The following is a 25,878-nucleotide window of genomic DNA, read 5'->3' on the forward strand; positions in this document are numbered from 1 at the left end:
AAAAAATAAATCCTTACAACTTATTTGAGCTAATCAACAATAAGCCATGTTGTACATCAAATAAAATCGTTATATTTAACGGGATAATGGATGACAATTAAATTTACAGTGGCACAATAGAAAAGAGATCAACGATAAGGATTATAAATGAAAGGTATTATCGCCTTACTACTTATAGCAACAAGCAGTATATGTAATGCAACAGAACAAGCAGAAGCTATTTTTAAACAACTTGCTCCTTCTTTATATCAAATTAGGTTAATTGACAAAGCTAGTGGTGAAAAGTCATCGATCGGTTCAGGTTTCCAAATTACAAGTGACGGTTTAATAGCAACCAATTATCATGTAATTTCAGGTTATGCACGTCACCCAAGTAAATACAGAATAGAGTATTTAGACAATAAGGGGAATAAAGGGGATCTCGAATTAAAAAGCGTAGAAGTTATTAACGATTTGGCTTTAGTAAAGCGTGACGTTTCTAGTGAAATGCCTTTCTTCGTTATTTCTGAATCAACCCCTACTAAAGGGGAAGAATTATTCTCGCTAGGTAATCCACACGATTTAGGCATGATAGTAGTACCGGGTACATACAACGGTTTAAAGAAAGAGTCGTTTAACGATCGCATTCATTTTACCGGCTCAGTAAACTCAGGTATGAGTGGCGGACCCGTTGTAAATGCTCAAACAGAAGTTGTAGGCATTAACGTGGCCACCTCTGGAAATCAAATTGGTTTTTTAGTACCACACGATAAACTAGTTACACTCTTTAATGCTTATAAAGTAGCGCCACCAGAAAATATAGAAAAACAAATGCTAGCGCAATTATCAACAAATCAAGAAAAGCTCATTTCAACAATACTCAACAGCGAATGGCAGCTAAAACAGCTTGGTGAAAGTTTGATCCCTACCGTTGATGTACCTTTTATTAAGTGTTGGGGTGACTCTAATGCCGATAAAGCAGATGCCCTTATTTTAACGGCTGTAGCTAACTGTACATTAGAAGAAAATACGTTCCTCTCCTCTAATTTTTTTACTGGTTTTTTAGAAATGGAATATAGATATATGCAGGCGAAAGAACTTAGTGAAACTAAGTTTTATACCTTGTACGAGCAACAAATTAAAAGAGCAGGCCCTGCAAATAAAGCAACAAAAGAAGATGTAACTGAGTTTCAGTGCCAACATGATATTGTAATGCCGACTCATAAAGGAATTAAAAACAAAACCATTTTTTGTACTAGAGCCTACAAAGATTTTTCTGGATTATTCGATATATTATATTTAGCCGCCTCTATTGATAAAAACGACCAAGCGTTATTGAGTCACTTTACGGTTGCCGGTGTTACTCAAGACTCAGCGATGAAGTTTACTAAGAAGTTTATGGAGTCTGTTACATGGAAATAATCATTGAAGAAATAAGTAAAGGCCACAAGCTAATTGGCAGACATAAGTTTTCTCAACCTTCTCTAAATATAGGCAGAGGTTACCAAAACGATATTATTATATCGGATCCTCATGTATGTGCTGATCATCTTAATTTCAATTTTGATGGCGAAGCATGGTTTGTATCTGACGCTGACACTATTAATGGAAGTTTTTTAGAAGACAGTAAACAGGTAATAAATAACCACAAGATTAAATCTGGTGATGTAATTTCATTAGGTAAGAGCCAAATACGTGTATTCTTTCCTAATCACCCTATTGAAGAAACTGCGACTTTTAGCCCATTTGAAAATTTAATTAATATCGCAAGGCACCCTGCAACCATAGCGTTTAGTATTGCATTATTTGCTTTTGTTACTGGTTTTATTTTTTACTTAAATAACGGCAAAGAAGTTACTTTTACACAATTGCTTGTTCCTGCCATAAGTATGACCTTGATGTTTGCTTTATGGCCTGCGGCTATTTCGGTTGTTTCACATTTAACAAAACATGATGCACGTATTACCAGCCAATTGGGTATTTGTTTTATCTTTTTCAATTTAATGTGGGTAAGTGACATTATTGAACGTTTTGTTCAGTTTAACGTATCAAGCCAATGGCCGTTAATGTGGCTAGTTTCAATTGTACCTATTGGCTTAGCTTTTTGTTTATTTTGGTTTAACTGTAGCATTGGTTTTCATACGACCGAACGCAGACGTATGGTTATTTCGATTGGACTAACTATTTTATTGTATGGCGGAACAGAATTAATTCAATTAAGTAAAAAGCCTGAGTTTAATCCGCGTCCGCAATACAACGCTACGCTAATGACGCCAAACTTTAATATAACATCTAGTTCAAGTGTTGATGAGTTTGTTGAAGATAGCACTAAGCTATTTGAAAAAGCGACTAAAGAGATAGATAAAGACTAAACAACGTTGCGAATTAGAAATTAAAAAGGCCACGTAAACTCAGTTTACGTGGCCTTTTTAATAAGCTTGAATAAAATCACTACGGGCGAGGAATAAAACCCACCGCTTCATAAACAGATTTAAGTACTGTTTGTGCATGTGCTGAAGCTTTTTCAGCCCCTTTACGCATAACCGAGTCTAAGAAGGCTTGGTCGTTTCTATACTGATGATACTTCTCTTGTATTGGCTCTAATAAAGCAACTACAGCCTCAGCAACATCGCCTTTTAAGTGACCATACATTTTATCAGTATATTCAGGTACTAAAGACTCAACGGTTTTACCTGTGCAGCAAGATAATAAAGATAGTAAGTTAGAAACACCTGGTTTTTCAGCAACGTCAAAATAAATATTCGCTTGTTCGTCAGAGTCAGTCATCGCTCGTTTGATTTTTTTCGCTACTTTTTTAGGTTCTTCAAGCAAGCCAATAAAATTGCTTGGATTGTTGTCTGATTTAGACATTTTTTTAGTCGGCTCTTGTAAGCTCATTACACGAGCACCAAATTCAGGAATGAATGGATCAGGTACTGTAAATATTTCACCGTGAATATTATTAAAGCGTGTTGCAATATCTCGCGCTAATTCTAAATGTTGTTTTTGATCATCGCCAACTGGCACTCTATCCGCTTTGTATAATAATATATCTGCAGCCATCAGTACTGGGTAAGTAAACAATCCTGAATTCATATGAGCTTCAGATTTTTGCGACTTATCTTTATACTGAGTCATTCTGTTTAACTCACCCATTTGAGTGTAACAATTAAGCACCCAACTCAGTTGTGCATGTTCTGGAACGTGCGATTGAATGAATATCGTGCTTTTATCAGGGTCAACGCCACAAGCTAAATATAACGCTAAGCCATCAAGGGTTGCTTTACGAAGTGCTTCAGGATCTGGACGAACAGTAATAGCATGTTGATTAACCAGCATATAAAAACATTCGTGGCTATCTTGCATATTAACCCACTGTTTTAAAGCCCCTAAATAATTACCAATAGTTAATTCACCTGACGGTTGGCAGCCACTTAATACAATAGGTTTACTCATGGTTTTCCTTTATTTATTCAATAATATTTATATTTACAAGTTATTACTTAACTGTTGATAACTCAGTTCGTAGTTCATCAATAGCTACTTTATAATCGGGTTGAGAGAAAATAGCGCTTCCAGCAACAAACATATCGGCACCCGCCGCTGCAATATCAGCAATGTTTTTGCTATTAACTCCACCATCTACTTCAAGCCTTATATCTCTACCGCTTTCAGTAATTTTTTGTTTAACGTGTTTAATTTTATCAATAGTAGTAGGTATAAATTTTTGCCCACCAAAACCAGGATTAACTGACATTAATAAAATAACGTCTACTTTATCCATAATATAATCTAAACAGTTTAAAGGCGTAGCTGGGTTTAACACTACACCGGCTTTACATCCTAAATCTTTTATTAACTGCAATGTTCTATCAACATGATCAGTTGCTTCTGGATGAAAAGTAATAATATCAGCTCCGGCTTTAACGAAAGCAGGAATTAAGCTATCAACTGGCTTAATCATTAAATGCACATCAATCGGTGCTTTAATACCAAATGTTCTTAATGCTTCACAAATCATTGGGCCAAAAGTTAAATTAGGAACAAAGTGATTATCCATAACATCAAAGTGGATCACATCTGCACCAGCATCTAATACTTCGGCAACATCATCGCCTAAACGCGCAAAGTCTGCCGATAGGATAGAGGGGGCAATTAAAAAAGACATAGATAAATCCTTCAAAGAAAATCAGCGCTACTTTATAACAAAGCTCATAATTTTTCCATTATTGATAATATTATTAATAAGTCTAGCTATTCCAATAATGTAATGGCTGTCATGAATACCTACAATCATCTTGAAGTAACAAAAGCTCACTTATGGTGCGCCATGCCACTATATCGCACCAAAAACGTTCACTTAGCAAATTATAATTGTATCAGACATAAAAATAAAACCATTAACACATTGATATTACTTACTTATTAACCAAATATAATATTTAGGCATTCATATTGCTTTGTAGTAAGTAAATAAAAACATTAGGGAACTAAACATGAAAAAAACACTTTTATCAATCGCACTTAGTGCAACAGTAGCAACTTCTGCATTTGTTTCTACACAAGCTTCAGCTGTTGAAGGTTTGTCTGCAAACGTTGCAGCGACTAACAATTACCTATGGCGTGGCCTTGAACAAACAGGTGGTTCAGCTGCTATTTCTGGCGGTATTGATTATGCTGCTGATTCTGGTTTTTACGTTGGTACTTGGGCGTCTAACGCTTCTTGGGGCGACATGAAAACTGAATTAGATTTTTATTTTGGCTTTGGTGGTGATATCAACGAAAATGTTTCGTACGATGTTGGGTATATTTATTATGCGTATCCAGATTCAGTTGCTGATGAAAATGATTTCTCAGAAATATATGCAAGCATATCTGCTGGTGGCTTTTCTTTTGGGGTTGCTGTATTAGCTGACTCAGAAGCTGGCGGAGACGGTGCTGAGTTTGGTGATTCTGTTTACGCTAATATTGATTACTCATTTGCTTTAGCAAGTGGTGCTGAAATAGCGTTACACGTGGGAGATTATAGTGGTGATTTTTCTACTGATTCTACAGACCTAGGTGTATCTATCAGCAAAGATGGCTTTACTTTAGGTGTTTCTAAAACTAGCTTTAGTGATGATAGCGGTCTTACTGATGAAGAAGATATGAAATTCTATGTCTCTTACGCGGTAGACTTTGATTTATAATCAAACTTCATAAGTCAAAAATAAATCAAAAAGCCTAAATAATTATTTAGGCTTTTTTTTCGCCTGCTTTTGCCCTATTCTAAAGTACCTAGATAAAAGGAATAACTTTATGAACATTAGTGAAAATAGTTTTAAAGATACCGCAAAAAGTGTAGGCGCAGCATTTCTAGGTGTTCAAAGTGAATCAAATAGAAAACGTGATTTTACTCAAGGTAAGTTTAGCCATTTTATTATAGCAGGTGTTATTGGAGTAGCTCTGTTTATAGGAGCCTTGTTATTAGTGGTATCATTTGTTTTACCTTAGCCTTTAATATCATTAGCTTTAGGTAAATGATATAAAGCGAGTAATTCAGACGCTTTTTTTCGTCCCCCACCTTTTTGGCTTATTGTACGAGCAACTTGGATAGATTTAATATTATTGGCGTGTTCGTAAATTTTTCTTGTCCAGATAGTGTCGTGATTACTAATCAGTACGCTAGTATTTACTTTCTTAATGATTTCTTCTGCTGCATTTGCTAAATCAGCTTGTTCATCCAAACCAAAACCATTACCTGAATAACTAGTAAAACTTGCTGTAGTACTTAATGGTACGTATGGGGGATCACAATAAATCACATCATTGTTTTCAGCATTATCTATGATAGATCGATATCCTTGGCAGACAAACTTAGCTTTAGCTGACTTTTCTGAAAAGTATTCAAGCTCTTCACGCGGAAAATATGGCTTTTTATACTTACCAAAAGGCACATTATAACCACCAGACTTGTTATAACGACACAGGCCATTGTAGCCATGTCTATTCATATATAAAAACAAGAGAGAACGGTAATATGTATCGTTAGTGCTATTAAACTCTCTTCTTAAGTGATAGTAAGCTTCTGCAACATTATTTGATTGATTAAATAACCGAGAGGCATCTTCAATAAACTTTACAGGGGTGTGCTGTACAATTTTATAGAGGTTAATTAAATCAGTATTAATATCATTGAGAAGATATTCGTCATAATCACTATTTAAAAAAACAGAACCAGCTCCAACAAAAGGCTCAATTAGGCGTTTTCCATCTGGTAATATTTTATTGATGGTGTCAGACAGCGTGTATTTACCACCAGCCCATTTAAGAAACGCTCTATGTTTAATTTTCATCTAAATATTTTTTATAACTAACACTGTCTAAGTGGGCAGGATTGTAACTAATTATCTAGGTTGTTGTATAGGTTGATTTCATTATTCACCGCTTGAACTGACTTTATCCAAGGCCCTCTTTGGCGAAGAGCTTGAGGCAATTCATTTATCGCAGTTTTCGCTTCTGCATTAGTGTTATATATACGTGTCGTCACTATATGAGAAACAGCTCCTTTTAATCGTCTTGAGTAACCATAAAGCTCGCTGTTTTTATAAGTATTGAGAAATGATTTAAATCCTGTGATTTTTTCAAAACTGGCTAATTGAATTACGTAACCTTTAGTGCTCTTTTGATAATAATCCTTATCATCATGACTTTCGTTTTTTTTACTGTCCTTAACGGCTAGTGCTGTGTTTATAACGACTTGAGCTGCTTCTTGATCAACTAATTTCAAAGTTTTATTCGCTAATAGACCGGTTTTATCTTCATTAGGCTCACTTAAAGACTCATTAATTTGAGTTGCGGCAAGAGTTTCATCACTTACATTTTTATCACTATTCACTTCATTTATGTTTTCATGAGCATTTGCTATTAATAATTGAAAAACTTCTTTAGGCGTTGCAACAATAGGCTTTATATCTTTATTTAATGAATTTGTTTCTAGTTTAGGAAGTTTTACTTCAACAAATTCTTTTTTGTATTCGTCTATATTAAGCGGTTCAGCTTCTAGTTCATTAATTTCTGTTGTATTGCTCTCAAAAATATCTCTCTTTATAAAAGCAACACTCAAAATAGCGGCACCAATAAGTAACGCGATAAGTATTAAAAAAAACTTACTAAAACCCCAAGCTGAGTCTTTTTTCAATAATGATGAATTAAGACCGATGAGTTGCCCATTTTCAGCCAATAAAATTGATACTTTGTTATCAAATAAGTGTTTATTTTCAGAAAGATTAATTGCGGCCTGAACCCTACCTAATAATAATACATTAATCGTTTTATTAAGCTTTTTAGCTATTTCAGCTAATTGGCAAAGTTCATGGGTAAGTTGTAAGGAAAGAGATTCAGCATTAGCAATAACAATGGTTATTGCTTCATTTTTAGCTTCAGATAACTTAATTACGTTAACAGAGAGAGGTTGTTCTGGATCAAATAAAGTATTACCAAATAATTGCTCGATAATGCGACATCTAATTTGTATATCATTTAATTTAGAAGAGATTGAAACAAAAGCAGCATTGTGCTCTTTAGATAATGAACCAAGAAATTCATTGCCAACATTAGCATAAACATCTGGATCATTATCAATAACAAGTACTGCATGTTTAGAGAATCGTAAAATATAGTCTATGCGTGCGTTGACACTTATTGTTGTAACACTTTGACGTTCATCGAACGATTTTATTGTACTTTCAACTGAAGACATACCATTCTCTTAAACTATGTTCGCTAAACCGCGTTCATTATTACAGTATTTCTTTAAGAAGGTCCTCTGTAATATCATCACGGATCTCTGATTTACCAATGCCAGTTGGAATAATAAATCTTAACTTACCTGCTAAATTCTTTTTATCACGCTTCATATGACAAATAAATTCGTTAAAACCCATATTACTTGGTGCAGTTAATGGTAAGTTGAATGCTTCGATTAACGCTTCTACGCGTCGTAAATCTGACACTTCGAATACATTAAGCTTAACAGCTAATTTAGCAGCAAGTACCATACCAGTAGCTACAGCTTCACCGTGAAGCCACTTGCCGTAACCTTGATCTGCTTCAATTGCATGACCAAAGGTATGGCCTAAGTTTAAAAGGGCTCTTATACCACCTTCTTTTTCATCAGCCGAGACAATATCTGCTTTTAGCTGACAACAAGTTTCTATCATCTTACTTAAGGTTTTAGGTTCGCCAGATTTAATTTGGTCAATATTCTTTTCTAACCAAACAAAAAAGTCATAATCTCCCAAAATACCATACTTAATAACCTCAGCCATACCGGCATTAAATTCACGCTTAGGTAAGGTAGTTAAAGTATTTATATCAATAAAAACAGATGTGGGCTGATAAAAAGCACCTATCATATTTTTACCTAACGGATGATTAACCGCCGTTTTACCACCAACCGATGAATCAACCTGAGATAAAAGCGTTGTGGGTATCTGAATGAAATCGATGCCACGCTGATAACAAGCTGCAGCAAACCCTGTTATATCTCCAATTACACCGCCACCCAAGGCAATAAGAGTAGTATCTCTGCCATGTGCGCTCGATAATAAGTGAGACATAATCACGTCAAAATTAGCTAAGCTTTTTTGTGATTCGCCATCAGGAAGGATAACTTCATCAATATCAAAATCTTTTAAAGAATCTTTTAATAATGATAAATAAAGAGGTTGTACTACTGTATTAGATACAATACACACACGATTACCACGAATGTGATCAGACACAAGGCTACTAGAAGATAGTAGCCCTTTGTCTATATATATTGGATAACTACGTGTATCTAATTCAACATGAAGAATAGTCATGAGTTAAATACAACTTAGAAATCTAAGCGCTCCATAATTTTATGAGCAACCACTTTTGCACTTTGATCATCTGTTTGAACAATTACATCAGCAATCTCTTCATAAAGAGGATTACGTTTAACTGCTAGATTTTCAAGTACGTCACGTGGCTCTTCTTCAGTTTGAAGTAACGGACGTCGTCTATCACGTTGAGTACGAGCAACTTGTTTATCTATTGTTGTTTCTAAATATACAACAATACCACGTGCTGATAAGCGATTACGTACCTGAGCACTAATCACTGAACCACCACCAGTTGCTAAAACAATACCTTGCTTTTCAGTTAAATCTTCAATTACAGACTCTTCTCTTAGACGGAATCCCTCTTCACCTTCGAGATCAAAAACCCAAGCAATATCGGCACCTGTACGACGTTCAATTTCTTGATCTGAATCGTAAAAATCTAGGTGTAATCTATCTGCTAATTCTCTACCAATGGTACTTTTACCGGCGCCCATAGGGCCCACAAGGAAAATATTACGTTTCTCTGCCATTAGACTAACTTTAACTCATTAAATATCAATTATGTAAAATAGGGTATATCTGGAAACCCCCAACGAAAATTTCAAGGGCGCAATTATCGCAATTCTTCTATGTAAAATGCAAGTAAGTGAGGAGAAAAGTCCTCACTTACTTGAAAATAGTTAAAAACGCTCTGTTACTATGCGTGGAGTAACAAATATAAGTAACTCTTTTTTCTCACTAAAGTTGTTAGTATTTCTAAATAACCAACCAAAATAAGGAATATCACCAAGTACTGGTACTTTAGATACAGAATTAATGATAGATTGTTGGTAAATACCACCTAAAACAATGGTTTCACCGTTATTTACCAACACTTGTGTTCCTATACGCTGTGTATCTATGGCAGGAGCAAAACCATTAGTTACCTCAGATACCGTATCTTGAGTCACTCGTAAATCAAGTATTATACGATCGTCTGGTGTTATATGCGGGGTAACCGTTAAGCTTAACACTGCTTTTTTGAAAGACACTGCTGTAGCTCCACTTGAAGCAGCTTGTTGATATGGAATTTCAACACCTTGCTCAATATAAGCTTCTTTTTGATTGGACGTAGTAATACGCGGACTAGCAATAATTTCACCTTTGTTCTCTTTCTCTAATGCGCTTAACTCAAGATCTAAAATTGTACCATTGGCTAATCGAGCAACTTGAAAAGCAAGGCTACCTGCCGCACCACTAACAGGCATATTAACATTTAATCTTTGACCTATATCTGGAATTGCTCCTGTTCCTACTGGTGTTTGTGATAAGCCATTAGCATCATCAAGTCCATCTATTGTTCCTGATGTAGCATAATCACCACCTGCATCAGTAACTCCCCAACGTATTCCTAATTGTTCATTTAAATTATCTTTTACTGTAACCATACGAGCTTCAATCACCACTTGACGAACTGGGATATCTAACACGGTCACCATTCTTTTAATATCTTCAATACTTTTTGCTGTATCGCGTATTAATAAAGTATTTGTTCTTTCATCAACACTTACACTTCCGCGTTCAGATAAGATGCTATTATCATCCGTCTTAACTAAATCAGCTAATTCACTAGCCTTAGCGTAATTAACTTGTACGTATTCAGAATATAAAGGAGCTAACTCTTCTACTTGTTGTAAAGCCTGTAAATCTCGTGCTTCACGAGCAGCAAGTTCATCGCTAGGAGCAACCATTAAAATGTTACCTTCCATGCGCTTATCTAAGCCTTTAACTTTTAGTATAATATCTAACGCTTGGTCCCATGGAACACCATCAAGTCGTAAAGTAATATTGCCTGCAACAGTGTCACTTGTGACTAAGTTAAAACCATTATAATCAGCTATAATTTGTAGAACTGTTCTTACAGGAATATCTTGAAAGTTTAATGAAATCGCTTTACCTGTAAAATCATCACTATCCCCCAAGTAACCAGGAACTTTAACTTTCTCAGCAACCGTTAATGAAAATAAATTATTTAATTGCTGATGTTTAAAAGTAAATTCGCCATCAATATCTATAACTAAACGGGCATTTCTACCTTCTTTAAATGTTTCAATACCAGCTACTATAGTACCAAAGTCAGTTACATCTAATTGATATAAGAGATCTTCCGAAATATCAGTATTATGAAACTCGACATATAACTTACCTAATTTATCACTCACATCAACCGCCACCATACTATCAGCTAAATCGACTAAGATTTGGGCTTCATTACTTTGCCCTTTTCTAAAATCTATTGATTGAAAGTGATTAATAAAATCTTTACCTATATCAGGTAATTTAGACATTGATGAATTTTTCAGGTTTTTATTAAGAACTAATGAAAACTCATTATCAACTTGCGATACATCAAAAATTGATAGCTTATCCATATGGATTGATGCAACTACTTTTCCTGATAATTTCTGTACCGTAATATTTTTAATGCCAGCATGTTCAATAAGTGTATTTTCTAATTTCAAATCAAAATCTTCAGCACTGAATGTTATATCAATACTAGCGGGATTCATCATGGTTTTAACTTCTGGCTGAATATCAATTGACTCTGACAACTCAAAAGTAAGTTTAATTTCTTCATTTTGCATGGTGTTATAACTTACACCAGTTAAGCTTGAAGAAAACCCTAGGTTTGAGAACAAAAGTACAAATACTGAGAAGATAAATTTCATATTTAATGATTTATAGTTTAATAATTTATTTTTTTTCATTTTATTTAATAGCAACATTACTTCCTTTGCCCCTCTGAATCCGATTCCGACATTGTAATAACAGTATCTCTTTCTGCCCAACAACCTGCACCATCAGGGACTAATTCAACAACTGCAACATGTTTTTGGTTAACTTCTGTGATTTTTCCATTAAACAATCCAACATAACTACCTACAGAAACACGATGTAATGTAGCGTCGGATGCTTCAACTAAGCCCCATGTAATACCTAATTCACCTAGTGTACCACGCATAGTTAAATCACTAATTGCAAATTTTTCAAGTGGTTGCTTTCTCCGACGAGGATCAGGGCTCAAACAACCAGACATTTGTTGCATCTTTTCTTGAATAACTTCAGGCTGAGGTAAATCGAAAGGGCTACGTAAATCTTGAGCTTCGTAATCAAAGTGATTAAATACCCGAACTTCAGGCATAGGTTCAATATGAGTTTTTGTATTTGCTTGTACTGAAGCAATATGAGCTCTAATATCACTAGTATCATTAAAACAACCAGTCAAAACCAACGGTAGTAAAAAAATTAATTTTTTCATTCTTCTTCCGCCTCCCTATAACGATACGTTTTAGCTTGTAATTTGAGCGTTAAATCACCGGCCGTATCTTTAATAAAATTAATATCAAAATTATGTAAAGTTACGATTCTTGGTAAGCCTGCTATTTTACTCACAAAATTACCAAATTCATGATAATTACCTTGAACTTCAATATCGATAGGAAGCTCAATATAAATCTCTTTAGTAATTTCAGGCTGCCAATTTAATTTAGCAAAATTTAATCCACTTGTTGTACCAACAAAGGTTATATCATCTAATAAACCTGGTGTTTCATGACTTTCAGGTAAGCTTTTGAGCTGGTTTGCAAACAGTATTTCAGCTTGCTTCATTTGCTCTTGAAACAATTCTAAGTTTGCCGCTACGTGATACTTAGCTCTATATTCTTCTCTTAACGTTAATTCTTGAGCTTGTACGCTTTTGAGGGTGTCCATTTTATCACTAATTAAACCAACATAACCTAAAACTAACACCATCAAACCTATAAAAATAGTTAACACTATTTTAGGTAAAATGGGCCACTCGCCTATGTTATCAACTTCTAAATCATTAAACTGAGAAAAATCTAATTCCATATCTATTTTCCTCCTTGGATTGTATTTTCATCTGTTGATTTTAATCCCTGAATGAGTACTCTCATTTTAAAATCACTCAGTAATTTGCTTTCTGCATCGGTTGATGTAATTGATTCTAATACTGCATCAATAAACAAATCAGAACGTTCAATCTCTCTAATCATGTTGGCTAGATGATTGTTTGATTCACTTTTACCTACGAGCTCTAAAGTATTATCTTGCTTTTTAAGTTCAGTTAAATAGATACCATTAGGTACAACTTTAGCGATTTCATTAAGTACTTGCGTACCAACATTTCGGCTCCGTTGTAACTGCTCAACAACACTCATTCTTTGCTCTAATTCTTTTTTCTTTTCGTCGAGTGTTTTTATCTCAGCAATACGAATATCTAAAATTTGAATTTCATTTTTTAAGTATTGATTTCTGGTGTTTTGTCCGTCAATTTTTGCCTGATAGAATTGGCTAACAGCAAAAACTAGTGCAAAGGCAACAATAGCAACAAGGGCTAATATTGAAAAGTATTCTCTTTGTTTGGTTTTTTCCGCCTCTTCACGCCACGGAAGTAAATTTATATGTGCCATGAACTAAAACTCCTTAATGCGAGCCCAGTAGCAACCATAAACTTAGGCGCCATAGCTTCTAACTTATCCATATTAATATGTTCAGATTTTCGCATTTCTTTGAAAGGATTTGCTATAACGGTATGGATACCAAGCTCTTCTGTCAGTAAGTTTTCAATGCCTTCTACTGATGCGGTTCCTCCTGAAATTACCAAATAATCAACTTTGTCCTTTCCGCTTGAAGTTAAAAACATTTGAATAGCCCTACGAATTTGCTGCACTAATACGGTATGAAATGGGGCAAGCACTTCAAAAGTATAATTAGGTGGTAAGTCGTTACTTACTTTAGCAAATTCAGCTTCTTCGAAGGTTTTATTGTAATAAGACACAATTGAACGAGTGTATTGTTCTCCGCCAAATATTTGATCACGGCTATAAATATGACTTCCTGATTCAGTTACTGAAAACAGAGTCATTACCGAACCTATATCGACAATTGCAACTACTTTATTTTCAGCATCATCAGGCAATTGAGATAGAATTAAATCGTAAGGACGACTAATTGCATATGATTCAACATCAATAACCTTCGCTTGAAAGCCCCCATTTTCCAAGGCCGACACTCGAGCTTCTACAGATTCTGTTCGTGCGGCACTTAGAAGTACATTGACTTTACTCGGATCAGACTCATTAACCTCTAATGATTCAAAATCTAGGCTAACTTCATCTAAAGGGTAAGGAATTAAGCTATCGGCCTCAATTTCTATTTGGCTCGCTAATTCTTGTTCGGTAAGGTTTACGTCCATATAAATTAATTTCGTGATAACTGTTTGACCCGAAACAGCTGCGGCTGCATGAGTAACAGATGATGTAATTTTTTTTCTTATTTTAGCAATTACATTACCAACAGCTTCAATATCTTGAATTTCACGGTCAATTACAGCACCTCTTGGCATTGCTTCTTCTAACAGCGCCTCAAGTGTATAACCGTCACTTCCTTGATTAATTAACACAGCTTTAACGCTATGCGAACCAATATCAATCCCTACAATGAGTGATACTTTCTTTTTCCATAGACTGCTTAACATAACATCCTACTAAGTTATTTTTGTTATTCAAAATAATAAACATAAATACATTTATTACACTGTTTTACAGGATATACTAGTAATATTAAACGATTTTATTAATTTTATTGAGTATTTTTTATTGTGTTTTCTTTTAAAAACCTATTAAAACTAAGTTTTATAATTATTACCTTAGGCATTATATCACTCTCTGTGCTATATATTTCAATGCGTTCAGAGTTACCTAGCGTTAAAATTCTTAAAGAAATTCAATGGCAAACGCCAATGAAAATATTTAGTGCTGATAATAAACTAATTTCTCAGTTTGGCGAAAAAAAACGAATTCCATTAACTCTGGACCAAATTCCTCAAAAACTTATTCAAGCATTGCTAGCAACAGAAGATGACAGATTCTATTATCACTTTGGTGTAGATCCTATTGGTATGTCAAGAGCTGTTTTAGGTCAGCTAACCGGACAAAACAAAGGTGGTGCTAGCACCATTACTATGCAGGTAGCACGTAATTTCTTCTTAAGTTCTGAAATTACTTACACCCGTAAAATTCGTGAAATATTTTTAGCTTTTCATATTGAGAGCTTACTTTCAAAAGACGAAATCCTCACGTTATACTTAAATAAGATCCCCCTAGGCCATCGCTCTTTTGGGTTCGGCGCTGCAGCACAAGTTTATTATGGAAAAGATTTAAATGACCTAACCCTTGCTCAAATAGCTGTATTAGCTGGTTTACCTAAAGCACCGTCAAGTATTAACCCTATTCGATCTCCAGAAAAAGCCAAAGCTAGGCGAGGTGTCGTTTTAAGACGCATGTTAGATAATAATTATATAACTGATCAAGAATACGAAGAAGCTATAAATGCTCCTATTACAGGAAAAATGCATGGCGCAGAAATAGAATTAAGTGCCCCATACCTTGCTGAAATGGCGCACCAAGAAGTTTTAACTATGTATGGTAAAGACAATGCTTACTCTGCAGGCTATAAAGTATATACAACCGTTCCAAGTCACTTACAGATAGCTGCGCAAAAAGCGGTACTGAATAACTTATATGCTTACGATCAACGTCATGGATACCGAGGGCCTCTTTTAAGCTTACGACCCCACTTAAAAGAATATGCGATTAAAAATGAAGAAAACCCTATTGTTTCTACTACCGATTTACTCAATGAAAGTGAAATACAAAATGCTATTAATGAAGTGACTACCTACCAATCTTTAATTCCTGCTGTTGTTATTGAAGTACTAGAAAACTCTGTCAGTGTTCGTTTGGCTGATCAAAGTATTGTAGATATAGGTTGGGATGGGCTCTCTTGGGCCAGAGAATATATTACAGACAGTAAACAAGGGGTCGCTCCTCAATTTGCCTATCAAATTTTAACATACGGCGATGTCATCTTAGTTTCTAAAGATAATGAAGAATATCGTTTAAGCCAATTACCCGCTGCCAGCTCAGCTTTGGTTTCGTTATCACCAGACAACGGCGCTATTCAAGCTATTGTTGGCGGTTATAGTTTTAAGCAAAGTCAGTTCAACCGTGTCACTCAAGCCAAACGTCAAGTAGGGTCGAATATAAAACCTTTTATTTATTCTGCAGCTTTAGAACATGGATTAACCTTAGGTTCATTGATCAATGATGCCCCCATAAATCAATGGGATAAAAGTGGAGGAAGTGTATGGCGTCCATCAAATTCACCAGCCAGATATGATGGCCCTATTAGAGTGAGACTTGCACTTGCACAATCTAAAAACGTTGTAGCTGTTCGTCTTTTTAGGCAAACAGGAAAAGAAAATGTTATTAACCATTTACAATCTTTTGGCTTTGCAAGAGATGAAATACCAAACAATGAAACATTAGCATTAGGCTCGGCCTCTTTTACCCCATTAGAAATTGCAACAGGATATGCTGTTTTTGCCAACGGAGGATTTTTAATAGAGCCCTATTTTATTGAGCGTATAGAAGACTCCTTTGGCAACATTGTATTCCAAGCAAATCCAAAAATTGCATGTGATGAGAAATGTATAAAAAACAAAACAAACGAAATTACTGAACTGTCATCTACTGAGTCTAATGCTCATTTTTTTGACACAACTACAGATTCACCGGTTAATTTAGCTAACGAAAATAAACAAGCCCCCTTAAATATTGCTAATAGAGTATTAAATCCACAAAATGCTTTTCTTATTACCAACGCAATGAACTCTGTTATTTGGGGAGCAGATTGGAATACTAAACCTTTTTGGCAAGGTACAGGATGGCGCTCAAGAGCATTAAAAAGAAAAGATCTATCAGGAAAAACAGGCACCACTAACCAATCTAAAGATGCTTGGTTTAGTGGATTTTCGAGACGACTGGTAACTTCGGCATGGATAGGTTTTGATGATCCCTCTAAAGACTTAGGTAGAACAACATATAATAAAAATTTGCCAGATAATCAAATAACAGGCTCAGAAGCAGGTGCTAATTCAGCTCAGCCTGCTTGGAATTTATTCATGAAGGAAGCACTACCCTACTTTCCGTATGAGCAATTTATACAACCTGATAATATTGTTTCTGCTCGTATTGATAAAGCAACAGGGAAGCTTACGCACAAAACTGATAACTCAAGTGTTTTTGAATACTTTAAGAAAGGTACTTTGCCTAATGAATTTATCCCTCAAAACAATAGTTATGAGACAAATAAAAACACCACATCAACAATTGATAATATTTTTTGAAACATATAACGTAAGTCAACAAACGAAACTTCAAAAATAACAATCGAAATTTTTTATTATTAAGAGGGATTTTATTTCTCTTAATAATAAAAATCTGCAATAACAATAAAAACCATTAAAAATCAATAACTTTAAAATAACACAACCCTCCATTAAAAACACACCTTAGCTATTTATGAAAGGTACACTGAAAACTTTCACAACGAAACACTTTTTTCTTTCGTTTTTTATAAAACTCCATTAGAATAGTCCACAACGCACATTATTTTGAAACTTTTACTCTTGGAGAAACATAAAATGACAACTTCGGAAAATTCAATCGATCTATCGCAATATGGCATTAATAGTGTTGCTGAAATTGTTTACAATCCATCTTACGAAGTGTTGTTTGCCGAGGAAACAAAAAGTGATTTAACGGGGTTTGATAAAGGCGTTGTAACGGAGCTTGGTGCCGTTAACGTTGATACAGGAATATTTACAGGCAGATCACCAAAAGATAAATACATTGTTAGAGATGACGTAAGTCGTGACACGGTATGGTGGTCTGATCAAGGAAAAAATGATAACAACCCAATGAGCCAAAAGACATGGGATCATTTAAAAAACTTGGTAACATCTCAACTAACTGATCAAAAGCTTTATGTTGTAGACACATACTGTGGAGCCAACAAAGATACGCGTTTAAAGGTTCGCTTTATTACGGAAGTTGCATGGCAAGCTCACTTTGTAAAAAACATGTTCATTCGCCCCACAGAAAGTGAGTTAGCCAATTACGAGCCCGACTTTATTGTAATGAACGGAGCGAAAACAACGAATCCATTATGGAAAGAGCAAGGTTTAAACTCTGAAAATTTTGTTGCTTTTAATCTAACAGAAAAAATTCAGCTCATCGGTGGTACTTGGTACGGCGGTGAAATGAAAAAAGGCATGTTCTCTATGATGAACTACCTTTTACCCTTACAAGGTATTGCTTCAATGCACTGTAGCGCAAATGTAGGCTCAGAAGGTGACGTTGCTATATTTTTCGGTTTATCAGGTACAGGCAAAACAACACTTTCAACGGATCCGAAACGTGAGTTAATTGGTGACGACGAACACGGTTGGGATGATAATGGTGTTTTCAACTTTGAAGGTGGCTGTTATGCCAAAACCATCAACCTTAGTAAAGAAAATGAACCTGATATATACAATGCAATCAGACGTGATGCCTTATTAGAAAATGTAACGGTTGATGCTAACGGTAAAATAGATTTTGATGATAATTCAAAAACTGAAAACACACGTGTTTCGTACCCTATTTACCATATAGATAATATTGTTAAACCCGTATCAAAAGCAGGACATGCCAAAAAAGTTATCTTTTTAACGGCTGATGCATTTGGTGTTTTACCTCCTGTAGCAAAATTAACTCCAGAACAAACACAGTACTACTTTTTGTCAGGATTTACAGCAAAATTGGCAGGCACAGAGAGAGGAATAACAGAACCTACACCTACTTTCTCAAGTTGTTTTGGTGCTGCTTTTTTAAGTCTTCATCCTACTAAATATGCTGAAGTACTAAAAAACCGTATGCAAGCTGTAGGCGCTGAAGCTTACTTGGTAAACACCGGATGGAATGGCACAGGTAAACGTATTTCAATTAAAGATACTCGTGCAATTATTGATTCAATATTAGATGGCTCTATTGATAAAGCTGAAACATCAATTGTACCTTTATTTAATCTTGAAATCCCTAACACTTTACCAGGTGTTAATGAAGAAATATTAGATCCAAGAAATACTTATGATTCTGCTAATCAATGGAATGATAAAGCCCAAGATTTAGCCACAAGATTTGTTAATAACTTTGATAAGTTTACTGATAATGATAATGGGAAATCTTTAGTTGCAGCAGGCCCACAACTCTAAATAAAAAGCAGTATAGGTGAAAAACTTATACTGCTTTTTAATTTTAACCTATCAAATTTGGGTTAATTCATAGGTAAAGTCACCGTTGCTTTTAACCCACCATTCTCAACATTAGTTAATTCAACATGACCACCATGTGAATCAACGATACGTTTAATAATAGCTAACCCTAAACCACTACCTTCTCCTCCTCTAGCTGTATCTCCTTGAGTAAAAGGCTGAAATAAACGAGACATCTCTTGTTCTGGGATACCAGGCCCCTTATCTATTACAGAAAAAGAAACACATTTTTGTTTCGCTAGCTCATCAGTTTCAATAATAATATCGTCATCACTGTAACGAAGGGCATTTTGAATAAGATTCGCAACAACCCTTTTTATAGCAATGTAACGAATTGGAATAGGGGTAATACTTTTATCTGTATAAGAAATAACGCGATCAGATATTTTTTCTGCCTGTATCACTTCTTTTAAAAGCTCATTTAAATCGCTCATTTCAACAGCATCTTTTGTATCATGACGAATGTAATCAATAAATTGATCGATAATTTTATTCATGTCATCAATGTCGCTTTCAATCCCTTCTTTAAAGAATTCATCTTCAGCTGACATCATTTCTGTTGCTAATCGAATACGCGTTAGTGGGGTTCTTAAATCATGTGAAATACCCGCCATTAACAAATTACGATCATCTTCTAATTGTAATATTCCTTTAGACATGTGATTAAATGCTTGTGTAACAGCAACAATTTCAGTTGTTCCGTTTTCCTTTAAAGGCTCAGGAAAGTTACCTCGGCCGACTTCTTTAGCAGCATACTGCAATGCTTTTAAAGGCCTATTAAGTTGCCTAACAAACAACCAACCTCCAGCAACACTTAACACACCTAAAATAACGAGAACAACCAATAAAGGGTATAAATTTTCTTCTTCCAAACCTGTTAGCGGAATTTTAACCCACCAATTAGGTGATTGCGGAGGACGGATCCAAAACAAATATTCATCACCTTGAGAAATTCGAACTTCTGCTGGACCACCTAATAATAATGTCATTTCTTCAGAACGAAAAGGATAATAAATGGCGTGTTGTAAACCTAGCTTCATTGCCACTTTTTCACGATAAACCCCTATTCCAGTTTCTTTATGAAAAGCTTCTGCCATCGCGGGTCTTAATACAGGATCATCAATATCAATAAACACCGCTTTTACTTGTTTAGCTAACAGTTGGTTAACTTGTTGAGCATTGGGCTGGAGAATATATATAGCTATAGAAATGTAGGAAACAACCTGATTAACTAAAAGTAAAACACCAATGAGTAATACAGTTTGTCCAAATGCACTTCGTGGTAATACTTTCATAATAATGTTGTACCTAAATACGACTGCTGAGTTACATAATTTTATTCAGAAAATAAGATGGGTTATCTTCACAATTTGAAGGAATGAGTGAAAGGTTTCACTCATTCTTGATAGGTAAGTTAAGCTGTACCGGTTCCTTCGGGTACAAATACATAACCTAATCCCCAAACCGTTTGAATATAACGAGGTTTTGCAGGGTCTTCTTCAAGCATTCTTCTTAAGCGAGAAACTTGAACATCAATACTTCGCTCTAAAGCTGAATAATCTCTTCCACGAGCAAGATTCATTAATTTATCACGTGAAAGAGGCTCCCTTGGATGACTAATAAGTGCTTTTAAAACAGCAAATTCACCACTGGTTAAAGGCATACTTACGTCGCCTTTTAGCATTTCTCTTGTCGCTAAGTTAAGTTGGTATTCACCAAATGAAATGATATTTTCTTCAAGGCTTGGCGCACCAGGAGCTTCTTGAACTTTTCGTCTTAATACCGCTTTAATACGTGCTAAAAGCTCTCTAGGATTAAAGGGTTTAGGCATGTAATCGTCTGCACCTAACTCTAATCCAATGATACGATCAACTTCATCACCTTTAGCGGTAAGCATAACAATAGGAATATCATTATTGTTTTGGCGTAAACGACGACAAATAGATAAACCATCCTCACCCGGAAGCATTAAATCGAGTACTAATAAATGGAAATTTTCTCGCTCTAATAAACGGTCCATTTGCTCAGAGTTTGCCGCACTTCTCACCACATAACCTTGCTCAACAAGATAACGTTCAAGTAGTGCTCGAAGGCGCATATCATCATCAACAACTAAAATTTTTGGAGTTTCTTGACCCATTGGAGTGCTCTCTGTTTTTACTATAAGGTAAATATAAATGAAAAAGCGCTAAAGTTACAAAGCTCCTTTGTGACAATGCCTAGGCATTTGTTACAAATTATGAATAGCTCGTCAATTTTAGCGCTATAGAAGATTTAATCCCCTAAGTTTAAATTATATTTTTCGATTAAAGAGTATAAGGTTGGTCTGGTAACACCAAGCAGTTCAGCCGTTTTAGACATATTGGTTTCAGAAAGCGAATAGGCTTTCTTAATAGCGATAGATTCTGCTTGCTCACGAACCGTACGCAAATTGAGCGATAATTCAAATTCTGAATTTTCATGATCAAAAAAGCCTAAATCTATTGCAGTAACTTGAGTACCTGTACACATAATAACAGAGCTTTTTACTTTATTTTGCAACTCACGAATATTTCCTGGCCATCTATGGCTTTTAATGGCACTAAAACCGTCGTCAGAAAAACTTTTAACATTACTTTTATATTCTTGAGCATAACGTTGTAAAAAGTATTGAGCTAAAATAAGTACATCTTCATCTCTGTCTCTTAGTGGTGGAATATTTAACGTAATTTCACTCACACGGTAAAATAGATCTTCCCTAAAGGTTTTCTCTTTTACCATCTCTTCAAGATTCTGGTTAGTTGCACAAACCACTCTTACATCTACTGAAATTTCTTGTCGTCCACCTAAACGCTCTATTTGCTTTTCTTGTAAAAAACGTAAGAGTTTAGCTTGAAGATTAAAAGGCATATCACCAATTTCATCTAAAAATAGTGTTCCACCTTCAGCACATTCAATTTTACCTTTAGTGGTTTTGTGTGCGCCTGTAAAAGCACCTTTTTCAAAACCAAACAATTCACTTTCTAATAACGTTTCAGGGATTGATGCACAGTTAATAGCAACAAACGGCTTATCTTTTCTATCACTCGCTAAATGAACAGCATTTGCGGTAACTTCTTTACCTGTTCCACTTTCACCCAGTAATAAGGCAGTGATTTGCGTAGGTGCTATACGTTTCACCATAGTACGCAATCTATCTATAGCGGCACTATTACCAATAATACCTATATCGCTACCGGCTACAGAACGCATTAACCTGTTTTCTTCCTCAATGGCGGCAACACTAAATGCACGAGAAATAATCACGTTAATGACTTCTGATTCGATAGGCTTTTGATAAAAATCGTATGCGCCTGCTGATATAGCTTTTAACGCATTGGTTCGATCATCGTTACCCGTAATAACAATTACTTTAGTATGAGGAGCTATTGTGAGAATTTCTTGCAGAGCCGCTAAACCTTCAGAAGCATTCGCTTCATCGGGTGGTAAACCTAAATCTAAAGTGACAACTTTAGGTTCAAAGCGTCTTACTGCAGCAATAGCGCTTTCTCTATCCCCAGCTAAGACAACATCATAATCAGACAGACTCCACTTGAGCTGTTTTTGAATACCCTTGTCATCATCAATGATTAATAATTTTTCCATTTAGAAAGAACCCTTACTTTATACTTATTATTGTTCGCTTATCTTAAAGATGATGTAGCAGGTACATTGACAATAAATTTACTACCAACACCTTCCTCACTCTCGACTTTAATAACCCCTGAAATACTTTCTATAAATTGCTTAGCTTCATAAACACCTATGCCCATACCCGCATTACCTTTAGTTGTGTCAAAAGGTTTAAATAAGCGCTTTTCAATAAACGCTTTAGACATACCGCAACCATTATCTTCAATTATTATTTGAATGTCATTTGAAACACTTCTTAAAAAAACTTTTACCCAACCATTTTTATCAGTTGCTTCTTGAGCATTTTGAATTAAGTGATTTAGCACGGAAAATAAAACATCTTTGTCAGCAGTAACCATAAGATCGCCCACTGAAATATATTCTACTAATGGCTTTTTCACATTCCGTTGAGCAACAACTTGTTCTAATACAGTATTTACATTAACGGTATTACTTTTAACTTGAGCAACTTGCTTATTACGTAATTGCGATAATACTTTATCTAAACGTTCAGTGGCTGATTCTACCGTTTCGAAAACATCATCAACAAATTCGGGGTTATTTCTATGTTTCTCAGCATTATTAGTTATCAATGCTAGCTGAGCTTGTATGTTTTTTAAATCATGAACAAGAAAAGCAGACATACGATTAAAGGCATCAAATTGTTTTGATTCTGCAATTTTGTCGTTGGCCTCATGTAAAGATAAAACATTTCCCAATTGCTGGGAAATGGCAAAAAATAAATCACGATCTTCCCAATTGAATTGAGACAGCTCTTTATCTGTTGCTAAAACAAATAAACCATAAAACTCTTTGCCAATAAAAATAGGTACAACAACCGAAATATTTTTATCTTGCCATTGCAATAAATTAAGAGATAAATCAGGATAAATACTCGGTGCTTCTGAATATTCTTTTAAGTCTATAATCCAACCTTCACGTTTACAAAAATGACAGAGGTGAATTAATTGGGGAACAAATATATCTTCAAACTCTAAGCCTGATGAGTACTTAGTTTCGAATTGCGTATTGGTAATTTGTTTTACAATAGCTCCATACTGAGTTCCAGTTTTAGACATCATGATCTGGGTAGCCATTTGATAATTATTTTCAGCGTCGCTACTTTCAATTTTCCCAATCAAGTTTAGCCATTCATCTCTATATTCATATTTATTAGCAAAAAAGTTTTTCGCTATAAATACTTTAACATTTCTTCTCAATGTTTCTGTTGCTAGTAAAGTGATAAGAACAATACCACCTAAAACCAAAAACCCAACACTAAATACAGAGCCCCACTTGCCACCAAAATAACTTAATACATAACCAACAACCGCCATAATAATTAAATACACACCGGCAATCATTAGCATTGAGCTATAAAAAACAACATTACGGGATACAAAAATTCTTACAGAACCGTTTTTAATTCTTCGGGTGCTGATCATCAGCAAAGGAACAACAACAATCGCGATAAAGCCTCGGCTAAACCAAAAATTAAAATCGAGCCTTTGTACCATCATCGCTTGTGCGTAAAGCACAAAATCAAACAACGACACACTTGCAATCGCGATAACAAGAGGCCATATCGCCCATCGTACTTGAGAATTAGCACTGCGATAAAGTTGCTCTAATAAAACGAGTGTCCATAAATTGAGGACAATAAACAGTAAAAATAAATACTCATATGAAAAATGTAACGTATAGGTCAGCAACCAACAACTTGCCATTAGACCCGCCCAAATAAGGCTATATTTTTTTATATAAATATTGGAGAACAATCTTCGAAACGTGGTTTCTTCCGTATTACAAATGAGAACAAGAATAGACCAACAAGCTATTTTGACACCGTCGGCGACCATAACCCATTGTAAAGTAAATCCAAATTTTATTTGAAGAGCGGCAACAAGGTTGGCTGTAAGAGTAGAAATAGCACAAATGATAATACATCTAGCTAAAAGTGTATTATTTCGAGCAGCAAAGAGCAGTAAGGTAAAAATAACATATGAAAAGCTCGCAAAAGCGTAGCCTAAAAAACCAATTGAATCCATTACCAATCACCATGTATGTTTTTAACTAGTAGCGCACACATAAGCCCTTCTAATCACTAACAACATACTACCGTTAATATGTTACTTTTTCTACGTTTAGCATGTAATACACGATAATTTTTCGTTGATTAGTCAGTATTTTGGTAAGAAATGGCGCTCTCGGCAGGAATCGAACCTGCGACTTAGACTCCGGAGGTCCACGTGATATCCACTTCACCACGAGAGCTACATTTTGTAGGCTGCGATTCTAGTCAAAACCTCACTTCATTTCTAGTGTTAGCTTAAAATAAATACCACTACTTTGAAAAACAATACTCAAGCTTGCCTATCAATAAAACTTTACGTACATTGTATGCTTTGCACTATATCGTTTGAAGGTTCATGCTTAGTTCTCCTGCTAAAAATCATTTATGTAATACCGTACTACTTGGGAATTTAGTTGATAAACCCATTATTAGGTATCAGGCAAATCCCATTTTAGCTATCGCTGAATTTACTTTAGCAACCCACAGTAAATGGTTTGATAAAGCAACCAATCAATATAAAGAATGGACTCGCTACCATGTTATCAAAGTGATAGGTGAAGTTGTTGAGCGCTCACTGATACACGCACAAAAAGGCGATATCATTTTATTACAAGGGTACCTACTTAATAGTAAGAAATCAGGCCGAGAAATTATTCATGCGACTTATGCCCAAACTTACCCTAAAGGTTATGCTAAATCTCTTAATCAAATACACTGCAGTGGGCAAATTCACTCCTCTATTAAGTTTGTAACTACTGAGCACAATAAAGAACTTGCAGAGTTAACATTACTATTAAACTTTTTTGTGCACTCTTCTGTAACTCAAGAACTTAAAAATGTAGAAATTGAAAGACCTATTCACATATGGGGAAAACAAGCGTCTTACATTAATGAACAAGCAAAAATAGGAGATCATTTAGTTATTGAAGGTAAACTAAGTTATTTAAATAACTCAAATAAATCTCAATTAATTGATTGTCAGCAGGTGATATTGCTAAAATGAAGTAATCAATGGACTGTAAAACATAATTCTAGCTTTTACTCATTTATAAATGAAGATAATGAAGAAAAATAAAAACACATTTTATAATATAAAATATCTACTC

Annotated in this window: 22 protein-coding genes and 1 tRNA gene; 7 read left to right on the top strand and 16 right to left on the bottom strand. The window is 35.1% G+C overall.

Translation table 11 applies throughout. The features are described 5' to 3' along the window. The first annotated feature begins 147 nt into the window (after nt 1–147). On the top strand, nt 148–1,401 hold the full coding sequence (locus AC0L5Q_RS12315; protein WP_473608679.1) for a S1 family peptidase: 1,254 nt from the start codon (nt 148–150) through the stop codon (nt 1,399–1,401). Continuing rightward, nucleotides 1,392–2,351: an FHA domain-containing protein gene (locus AC0L5Q_RS12320; protein WP_473608683.1), complete on the top strand. Its 960-nt coding sequence runs from the start codon at nt 1,392–1,394 to the stop codon at nt 2,349–2,351. Before AC0L5Q_RS12315 ends, AC0L5Q_RS12320 begins: the two co-directional genes overlap by 10 nt. Before the next feature lie 79 nt (nt 2,352–2,430). Here AC0L5Q_RS12320 and trpS read toward each other — a convergent pair whose 3' ends face one another. Together trpS and rpe are read right to left on the bottom strand one after the other, a co-directional pair. Further along, nucleotides 2,431–3,435 carry a tryptophan--tRNA ligase gene (gene trpS / locus AC0L5Q_RS12325; RefSeq protein WP_473608686.1) on the bottom strand — a complete coding sequence of 335 codons (1,005 nt, stop codon included), beginning with the start codon at nt 3,433–3,435 and terminating at the stop codon, nt 2,431–2,433. Nucleotides 3,436–3,478: 43 nt separating this feature from the next. Continuing rightward, entirely contained in the window at nt 3,479–4,147 is a 669-nt protein-coding gene (gene rpe / locus AC0L5Q_RS12330; RefSeq protein ID WP_473608689.1) for a ribulose-phosphate 3-epimerase, read from the bottom strand. Between the two features lie 328 nt (nt 4,148–4,475). On the opposite strand from rpe, the gene AC0L5Q_RS12335 reads away from it, so the two are divergent. Both AC0L5Q_RS12335 and AC0L5Q_RS12340 read left to right on the top strand, forming a co-directional pair. Then, nucleotides 4,476–5,168: a TorF family putative porin gene (locus AC0L5Q_RS12335; protein WP_473608691.1), complete on the top strand. Its 693-nt coding sequence runs from the start codon at nt 4,476–4,478 to the stop codon at nt 5,166–5,168. A gap of 109 nt (nt 5,169–5,277) precedes the next feature. After that, on the top strand, nt 5,278–5,472 hold the full coding sequence (locus tag AC0L5Q_RS12340; RefSeq protein WP_473608693.1) for a DUF2970 domain-containing protein: 195 nt from the start codon (nt 5,278–5,280) through the stop codon (nt 5,470–5,472). Here AC0L5Q_RS12340 and AC0L5Q_RS12345 read toward each other — a convergent pair. The 9 genes from AC0L5Q_RS12345 to AC0L5Q_RS12385 all read right to left on the bottom strand — a co-directional run bounded on the left by AC0L5Q_RS12345 (nt 5,469) and on the right by AC0L5Q_RS12385 (nt 14,367). Next, the gene (locus tag AC0L5Q_RS12345) at nt 5,469–6,314 is read right to left on the bottom strand and encodes a Dam family site-specific DNA-(adenine-N6)-methyltransferase (RefSeq protein WP_473608697.1); all 846 of its coding nucleotides are present in this window, start codon (nt 6,312–6,314) and stop codon (nt 5,469–5,471) included. The two genes, AC0L5Q_RS12340 and AC0L5Q_RS12345, sit on opposite strands and share 4 nt — an antisense overlap. A 47-nt stretch (nt 6,315–6,361) precedes the next feature. Then, nucleotides 6,362–7,720 (bottom strand): hypothetical protein, encoded by a 1,359-nt coding sequence (locus tag AC0L5Q_RS12350; protein ID WP_473608701.1) that lies wholly within the window; start codon nt 7,718–7,720, stop codon nt 6,362–6,364. 40 nt (nt 7,721–7,760) lie between these two features. After that, the gene (gene aroB, locus AC0L5Q_RS12355; protein WP_473608705.1) at nt 7,761–8,825 is read right to left on the bottom strand and encodes a 3-dehydroquinate synthase; all 1,065 of its coding nucleotides are present in this window, start codon (nt 8,823–8,825) and stop codon (nt 7,761–7,763) included. A 14-nt stretch (nt 8,826–8,839) separates the two neighbouring features. Further along, entirely contained in the window at nt 8,840–9,358 is a 519-nt protein-coding gene (aroK, locus tag AC0L5Q_RS12360; protein WP_473608707.1) for a shikimate kinase AroK, read from the bottom strand. Between the two features lie 150 nt (nt 9,359–9,508). Further along, on the bottom strand, nt 9,509–11,593 hold the full coding sequence (locus AC0L5Q_RS12365) for a type IV pilus secretin PilQ (RefSeq protein ID WP_473608711.1): 2,085 nt from the start codon (nt 11,591–11,593) through the stop codon (nt 9,509–9,511). Then, nucleotides 11,593–12,126, bottom strand: coding sequence for a pilus assembly protein PilP (locus tag AC0L5Q_RS12370; RefSeq protein ID WP_473608715.1), 534 nt, complete (start codon nt 12,124–12,126; stop codon nt 11,593–11,595). The genes AC0L5Q_RS12365 and AC0L5Q_RS12370 overlap by 1 nt, the downstream gene beginning before the upstream one ends. Further along, the gene (locus tag AC0L5Q_RS12375) at nt 12,123–12,719 is read right to left on the bottom strand and encodes a type IV pilus inner membrane component PilO (protein ID WP_473608718.1); all 597 of its coding nucleotides are present in this window, start codon (nt 12,717–12,719) and stop codon (nt 12,123–12,125) included. The genes AC0L5Q_RS12370 and AC0L5Q_RS12375 overlap by 4 nt, the downstream gene beginning before the upstream one ends. A 2-nt stretch (nt 12,720–12,721) precedes the next feature. Beyond that, nucleotides 12,722–13,300: a PilN domain-containing protein gene (locus tag AC0L5Q_RS12380; protein WP_473608722.1), complete on the bottom strand. Its 579-nt coding sequence runs from the start codon at nt 13,298–13,300 to the stop codon at nt 12,722–12,724. After that, nucleotides 13,288–14,367, bottom strand: a complete 1,080-nt coding sequence (locus AC0L5Q_RS12385; protein WP_473608725.1) for a pilus assembly protein PilM — start codon at nt 14,365–14,367, stop codon at nt 13,288–13,290. The genes AC0L5Q_RS12380 and AC0L5Q_RS12385 overlap by 13 nt, the downstream gene beginning before the upstream one ends. A 123-nt stretch (nt 14,368–14,490) precedes the next feature. Here AC0L5Q_RS12385 and AC0L5Q_RS12390 point away from each other — a divergent pair, with 123 nt between their 5' ends. Next, entirely contained in the window at nt 14,491–17,079 is a 2,589-nt protein-coding gene (locus tag AC0L5Q_RS12390) for a penicillin-binding protein 1A (protein ID WP_473608729.1), read from the top strand. 297 nt (nt 17,080–17,376) lie between these two features. Continuing rightward, a complete protein-coding gene (gene pckA / locus AC0L5Q_RS12395; protein WP_473608733.1) occupies nt 17,377–18,987 on the top strand; it encodes a phosphoenolpyruvate carboxykinase (ATP) in 1,611 nt (536 codons plus the stop codon). Nucleotides 18,988–19,049: 62 nt separating this feature from the next. Here pckA and envZ read toward each other — a convergent pair whose 3' ends face one another. The 5 genes from envZ to AC0L5Q_RS12420 all read right to left on the bottom strand — a co-directional run bounded on the left by envZ (nt 19,050) and on the right by AC0L5Q_RS12420 (nt 24,972). After that, complete coding sequence (envZ, locus tag AC0L5Q_RS12400; RefSeq protein WP_473608737.1) at nt 19,050–20,342, bottom strand: two-component system sensor histidine kinase EnvZ; 1,293 nt, start codon at nt 20,340–20,342, stop codon at nt 19,050–19,052. Nucleotides 20,343–20,461: 119 nt separating this feature from the next. Then, nucleotides 20,462–21,187: an osmolarity response regulator transcription factor OmpR gene (gene ompR / locus AC0L5Q_RS12405; RefSeq protein ID WP_473608742.1), complete on the bottom strand. Its 726-nt coding sequence runs from the start codon at nt 21,185–21,187 to the stop codon at nt 20,462–20,464. A gap of 134 nt (nt 21,188–21,321) precedes the next feature. After that, nucleotides 21,322–22,671, bottom strand: a complete 1,350-nt coding sequence (gene prsR, locus AC0L5Q_RS12410; RefSeq protein ID WP_473608746.1) for a PEP-CTERM-box response regulator transcription factor — start codon at nt 22,669–22,671, stop codon at nt 21,322–21,324. 38 nt (nt 22,672–22,709) lie between these two features. Next, nucleotides 22,710–24,746, bottom strand: coding sequence for an XrtA/PEP-CTERM system histidine kinase PrsK (gene prsK / locus AC0L5Q_RS12415; protein WP_473608749.1), 2,037 nt, complete (start codon nt 24,744–24,746; stop codon nt 22,710–22,712). A 151-nt stretch (nt 24,747–24,897) separates the two neighbouring features. Beyond that, a tRNA-Arg gene (locus tag AC0L5Q_RS12420) sits at nt 24,898–24,972 on the bottom strand. A 155-nt stretch (nt 24,973–25,127) separates the two neighbouring features. Here AC0L5Q_RS12420 and AC0L5Q_RS12425 point away from each other — a divergent pair. Next, the gene (locus AC0L5Q_RS12425) at nt 25,128–25,775 is read left to right on the top strand and encodes a single-stranded DNA-binding protein (protein WP_473608753.1); all 648 of its coding nucleotides are present in this window, start codon (nt 25,128–25,130) and stop codon (nt 25,773–25,775) included. Nucleotides 25,776–25,878: the final 103 nt, after the last annotated feature.

The organism is Pseudocolwellia sp. G5-9, assembly GCF_055808995.1.

Bases quoted from the DNA above. Each gene is read 5' to 3' on its own strand.
- trpS (WP_473608686.1), bottom strand. From the start codon at position 3,435: ATGAGTAAACCTATTGTATTAAGTGGCTGCCAACCGTCAGGTGAATTA.
- prsK (WP_473608749.1), bottom strand. From the start codon at position 24,746: ATGGATTCAATTGGTTTTTTAGGCTACGCTTTTGCGAGCTTTTCATAT.
- AC0L5Q_RS12320 (WP_473608683.1), top strand. From the start codon at position 1,392: ATGGAAATAATCATTGAAGAAATAAGTAAAGGCCACAAGCTAATTGGC.
- AC0L5Q_RS12370 (WP_473608715.1), bottom strand. From the start codon at position 12,126: ATGAAAAAATTAATTTTTTTACTACCGTTGGTTTTGACTGGTTGTTTT.
- AC0L5Q_RS12345 (WP_473608697.1), bottom strand. From the start codon at position 6,314: ATGAAAATTAAACATAGAGCGTTTCTTAAATGGGCTGGTGGTAAATAC.
- AC0L5Q_RS12380 (WP_473608722.1), bottom strand. From the start codon at position 13,300: ATGGCACATATAAATTTACTTCCGTGGCGTGAAGAGGCGGAAAAAACC.
- envZ (WP_473608737.1), bottom strand. From the start codon at position 20,342: ATGAAAGTATTACCACGAAGTGCATTTGGACAAACTGTATTACTCATT.
- pckA (WP_473608733.1), top strand. From the start codon at position 17,377: ATGACAACTTCGGAAAATTCAATCGATCTATCGCAATATGGCATTAAT.
- AC0L5Q_RS12425 (WP_473608753.1), top strand. From the start codon at position 25,128: ATGCTTAGTTCTCCTGCTAAAAATCATTTATGTAATACCGTACTACTT.
- AC0L5Q_RS12365 (WP_473608711.1), bottom strand. From the start codon at position 11,593: ATGTTGCTATTAAATAAAATGAAAAAAAATAAATTATTAAACTATAAA.
- ompR (WP_473608742.1), bottom strand. From the start codon at position 21,187: ATGGGTCAAGAAACTCCAAAAATTTTAGTTGTTGATGATGATATGCGC.
- aroB (WP_473608705.1), bottom strand. From the start codon at position 8,825: ATGACTATTCTTCATGTTGAATTAGATACACGTAGTTATCCAATATAT.
- AC0L5Q_RS12335 (WP_473608691.1), top strand. From the start codon at position 4,476: ATGAAAAAAACACTTTTATCAATCGCACTTAGTGCAACAGTAGCAACT.
- AC0L5Q_RS12375 (WP_473608718.1), bottom strand. From the start codon at position 12,719: ATGGAATTAGATTTTTCTCAGTTTAATGATTTAGAAGTTGATAACATA.
- AC0L5Q_RS12315 (WP_473608679.1), top strand. From the start codon at position 148: ATGAAAGGTATTATCGCCTTACTACTTATAGCAACAAGCAGTATATGT.
- aroK (WP_473608707.1), bottom strand. From the start codon at position 9,358: ATGGCAGAGAAACGTAATATTTTCCTTGTGGGCCCTATGGGCGCCGGT.
- prsR (WP_473608746.1), bottom strand. From the start codon at position 22,671: ATGGAAAAATTATTAATCATTGATGATGACAAGGGTATTCAAAAACAG.
- AC0L5Q_RS12385 (WP_473608725.1), bottom strand. From the start codon at position 14,367: ATGTTAAGCAGTCTATGGAAAAAGAAAGTATCACTCATTGTAGGGATT.
- AC0L5Q_RS12350 (WP_473608701.1), bottom strand. From the start codon at position 7,720: ATGTCTTCAGTTGAAAGTACAATAAAATCGTTCGATGAACGTCAAAGT.
- rpe (WP_473608689.1), bottom strand. From the start codon at position 4,147: ATGTCTTTTTTAATTGCCCCCTCTATCCTATCGGCAGACTTTGCGCGT.
- AC0L5Q_RS12340 (WP_473608693.1), top strand. From the start codon at position 5,278: ATGAACATTAGTGAAAATAGTTTTAAAGATACCGCAAAAAGTGTAGGC.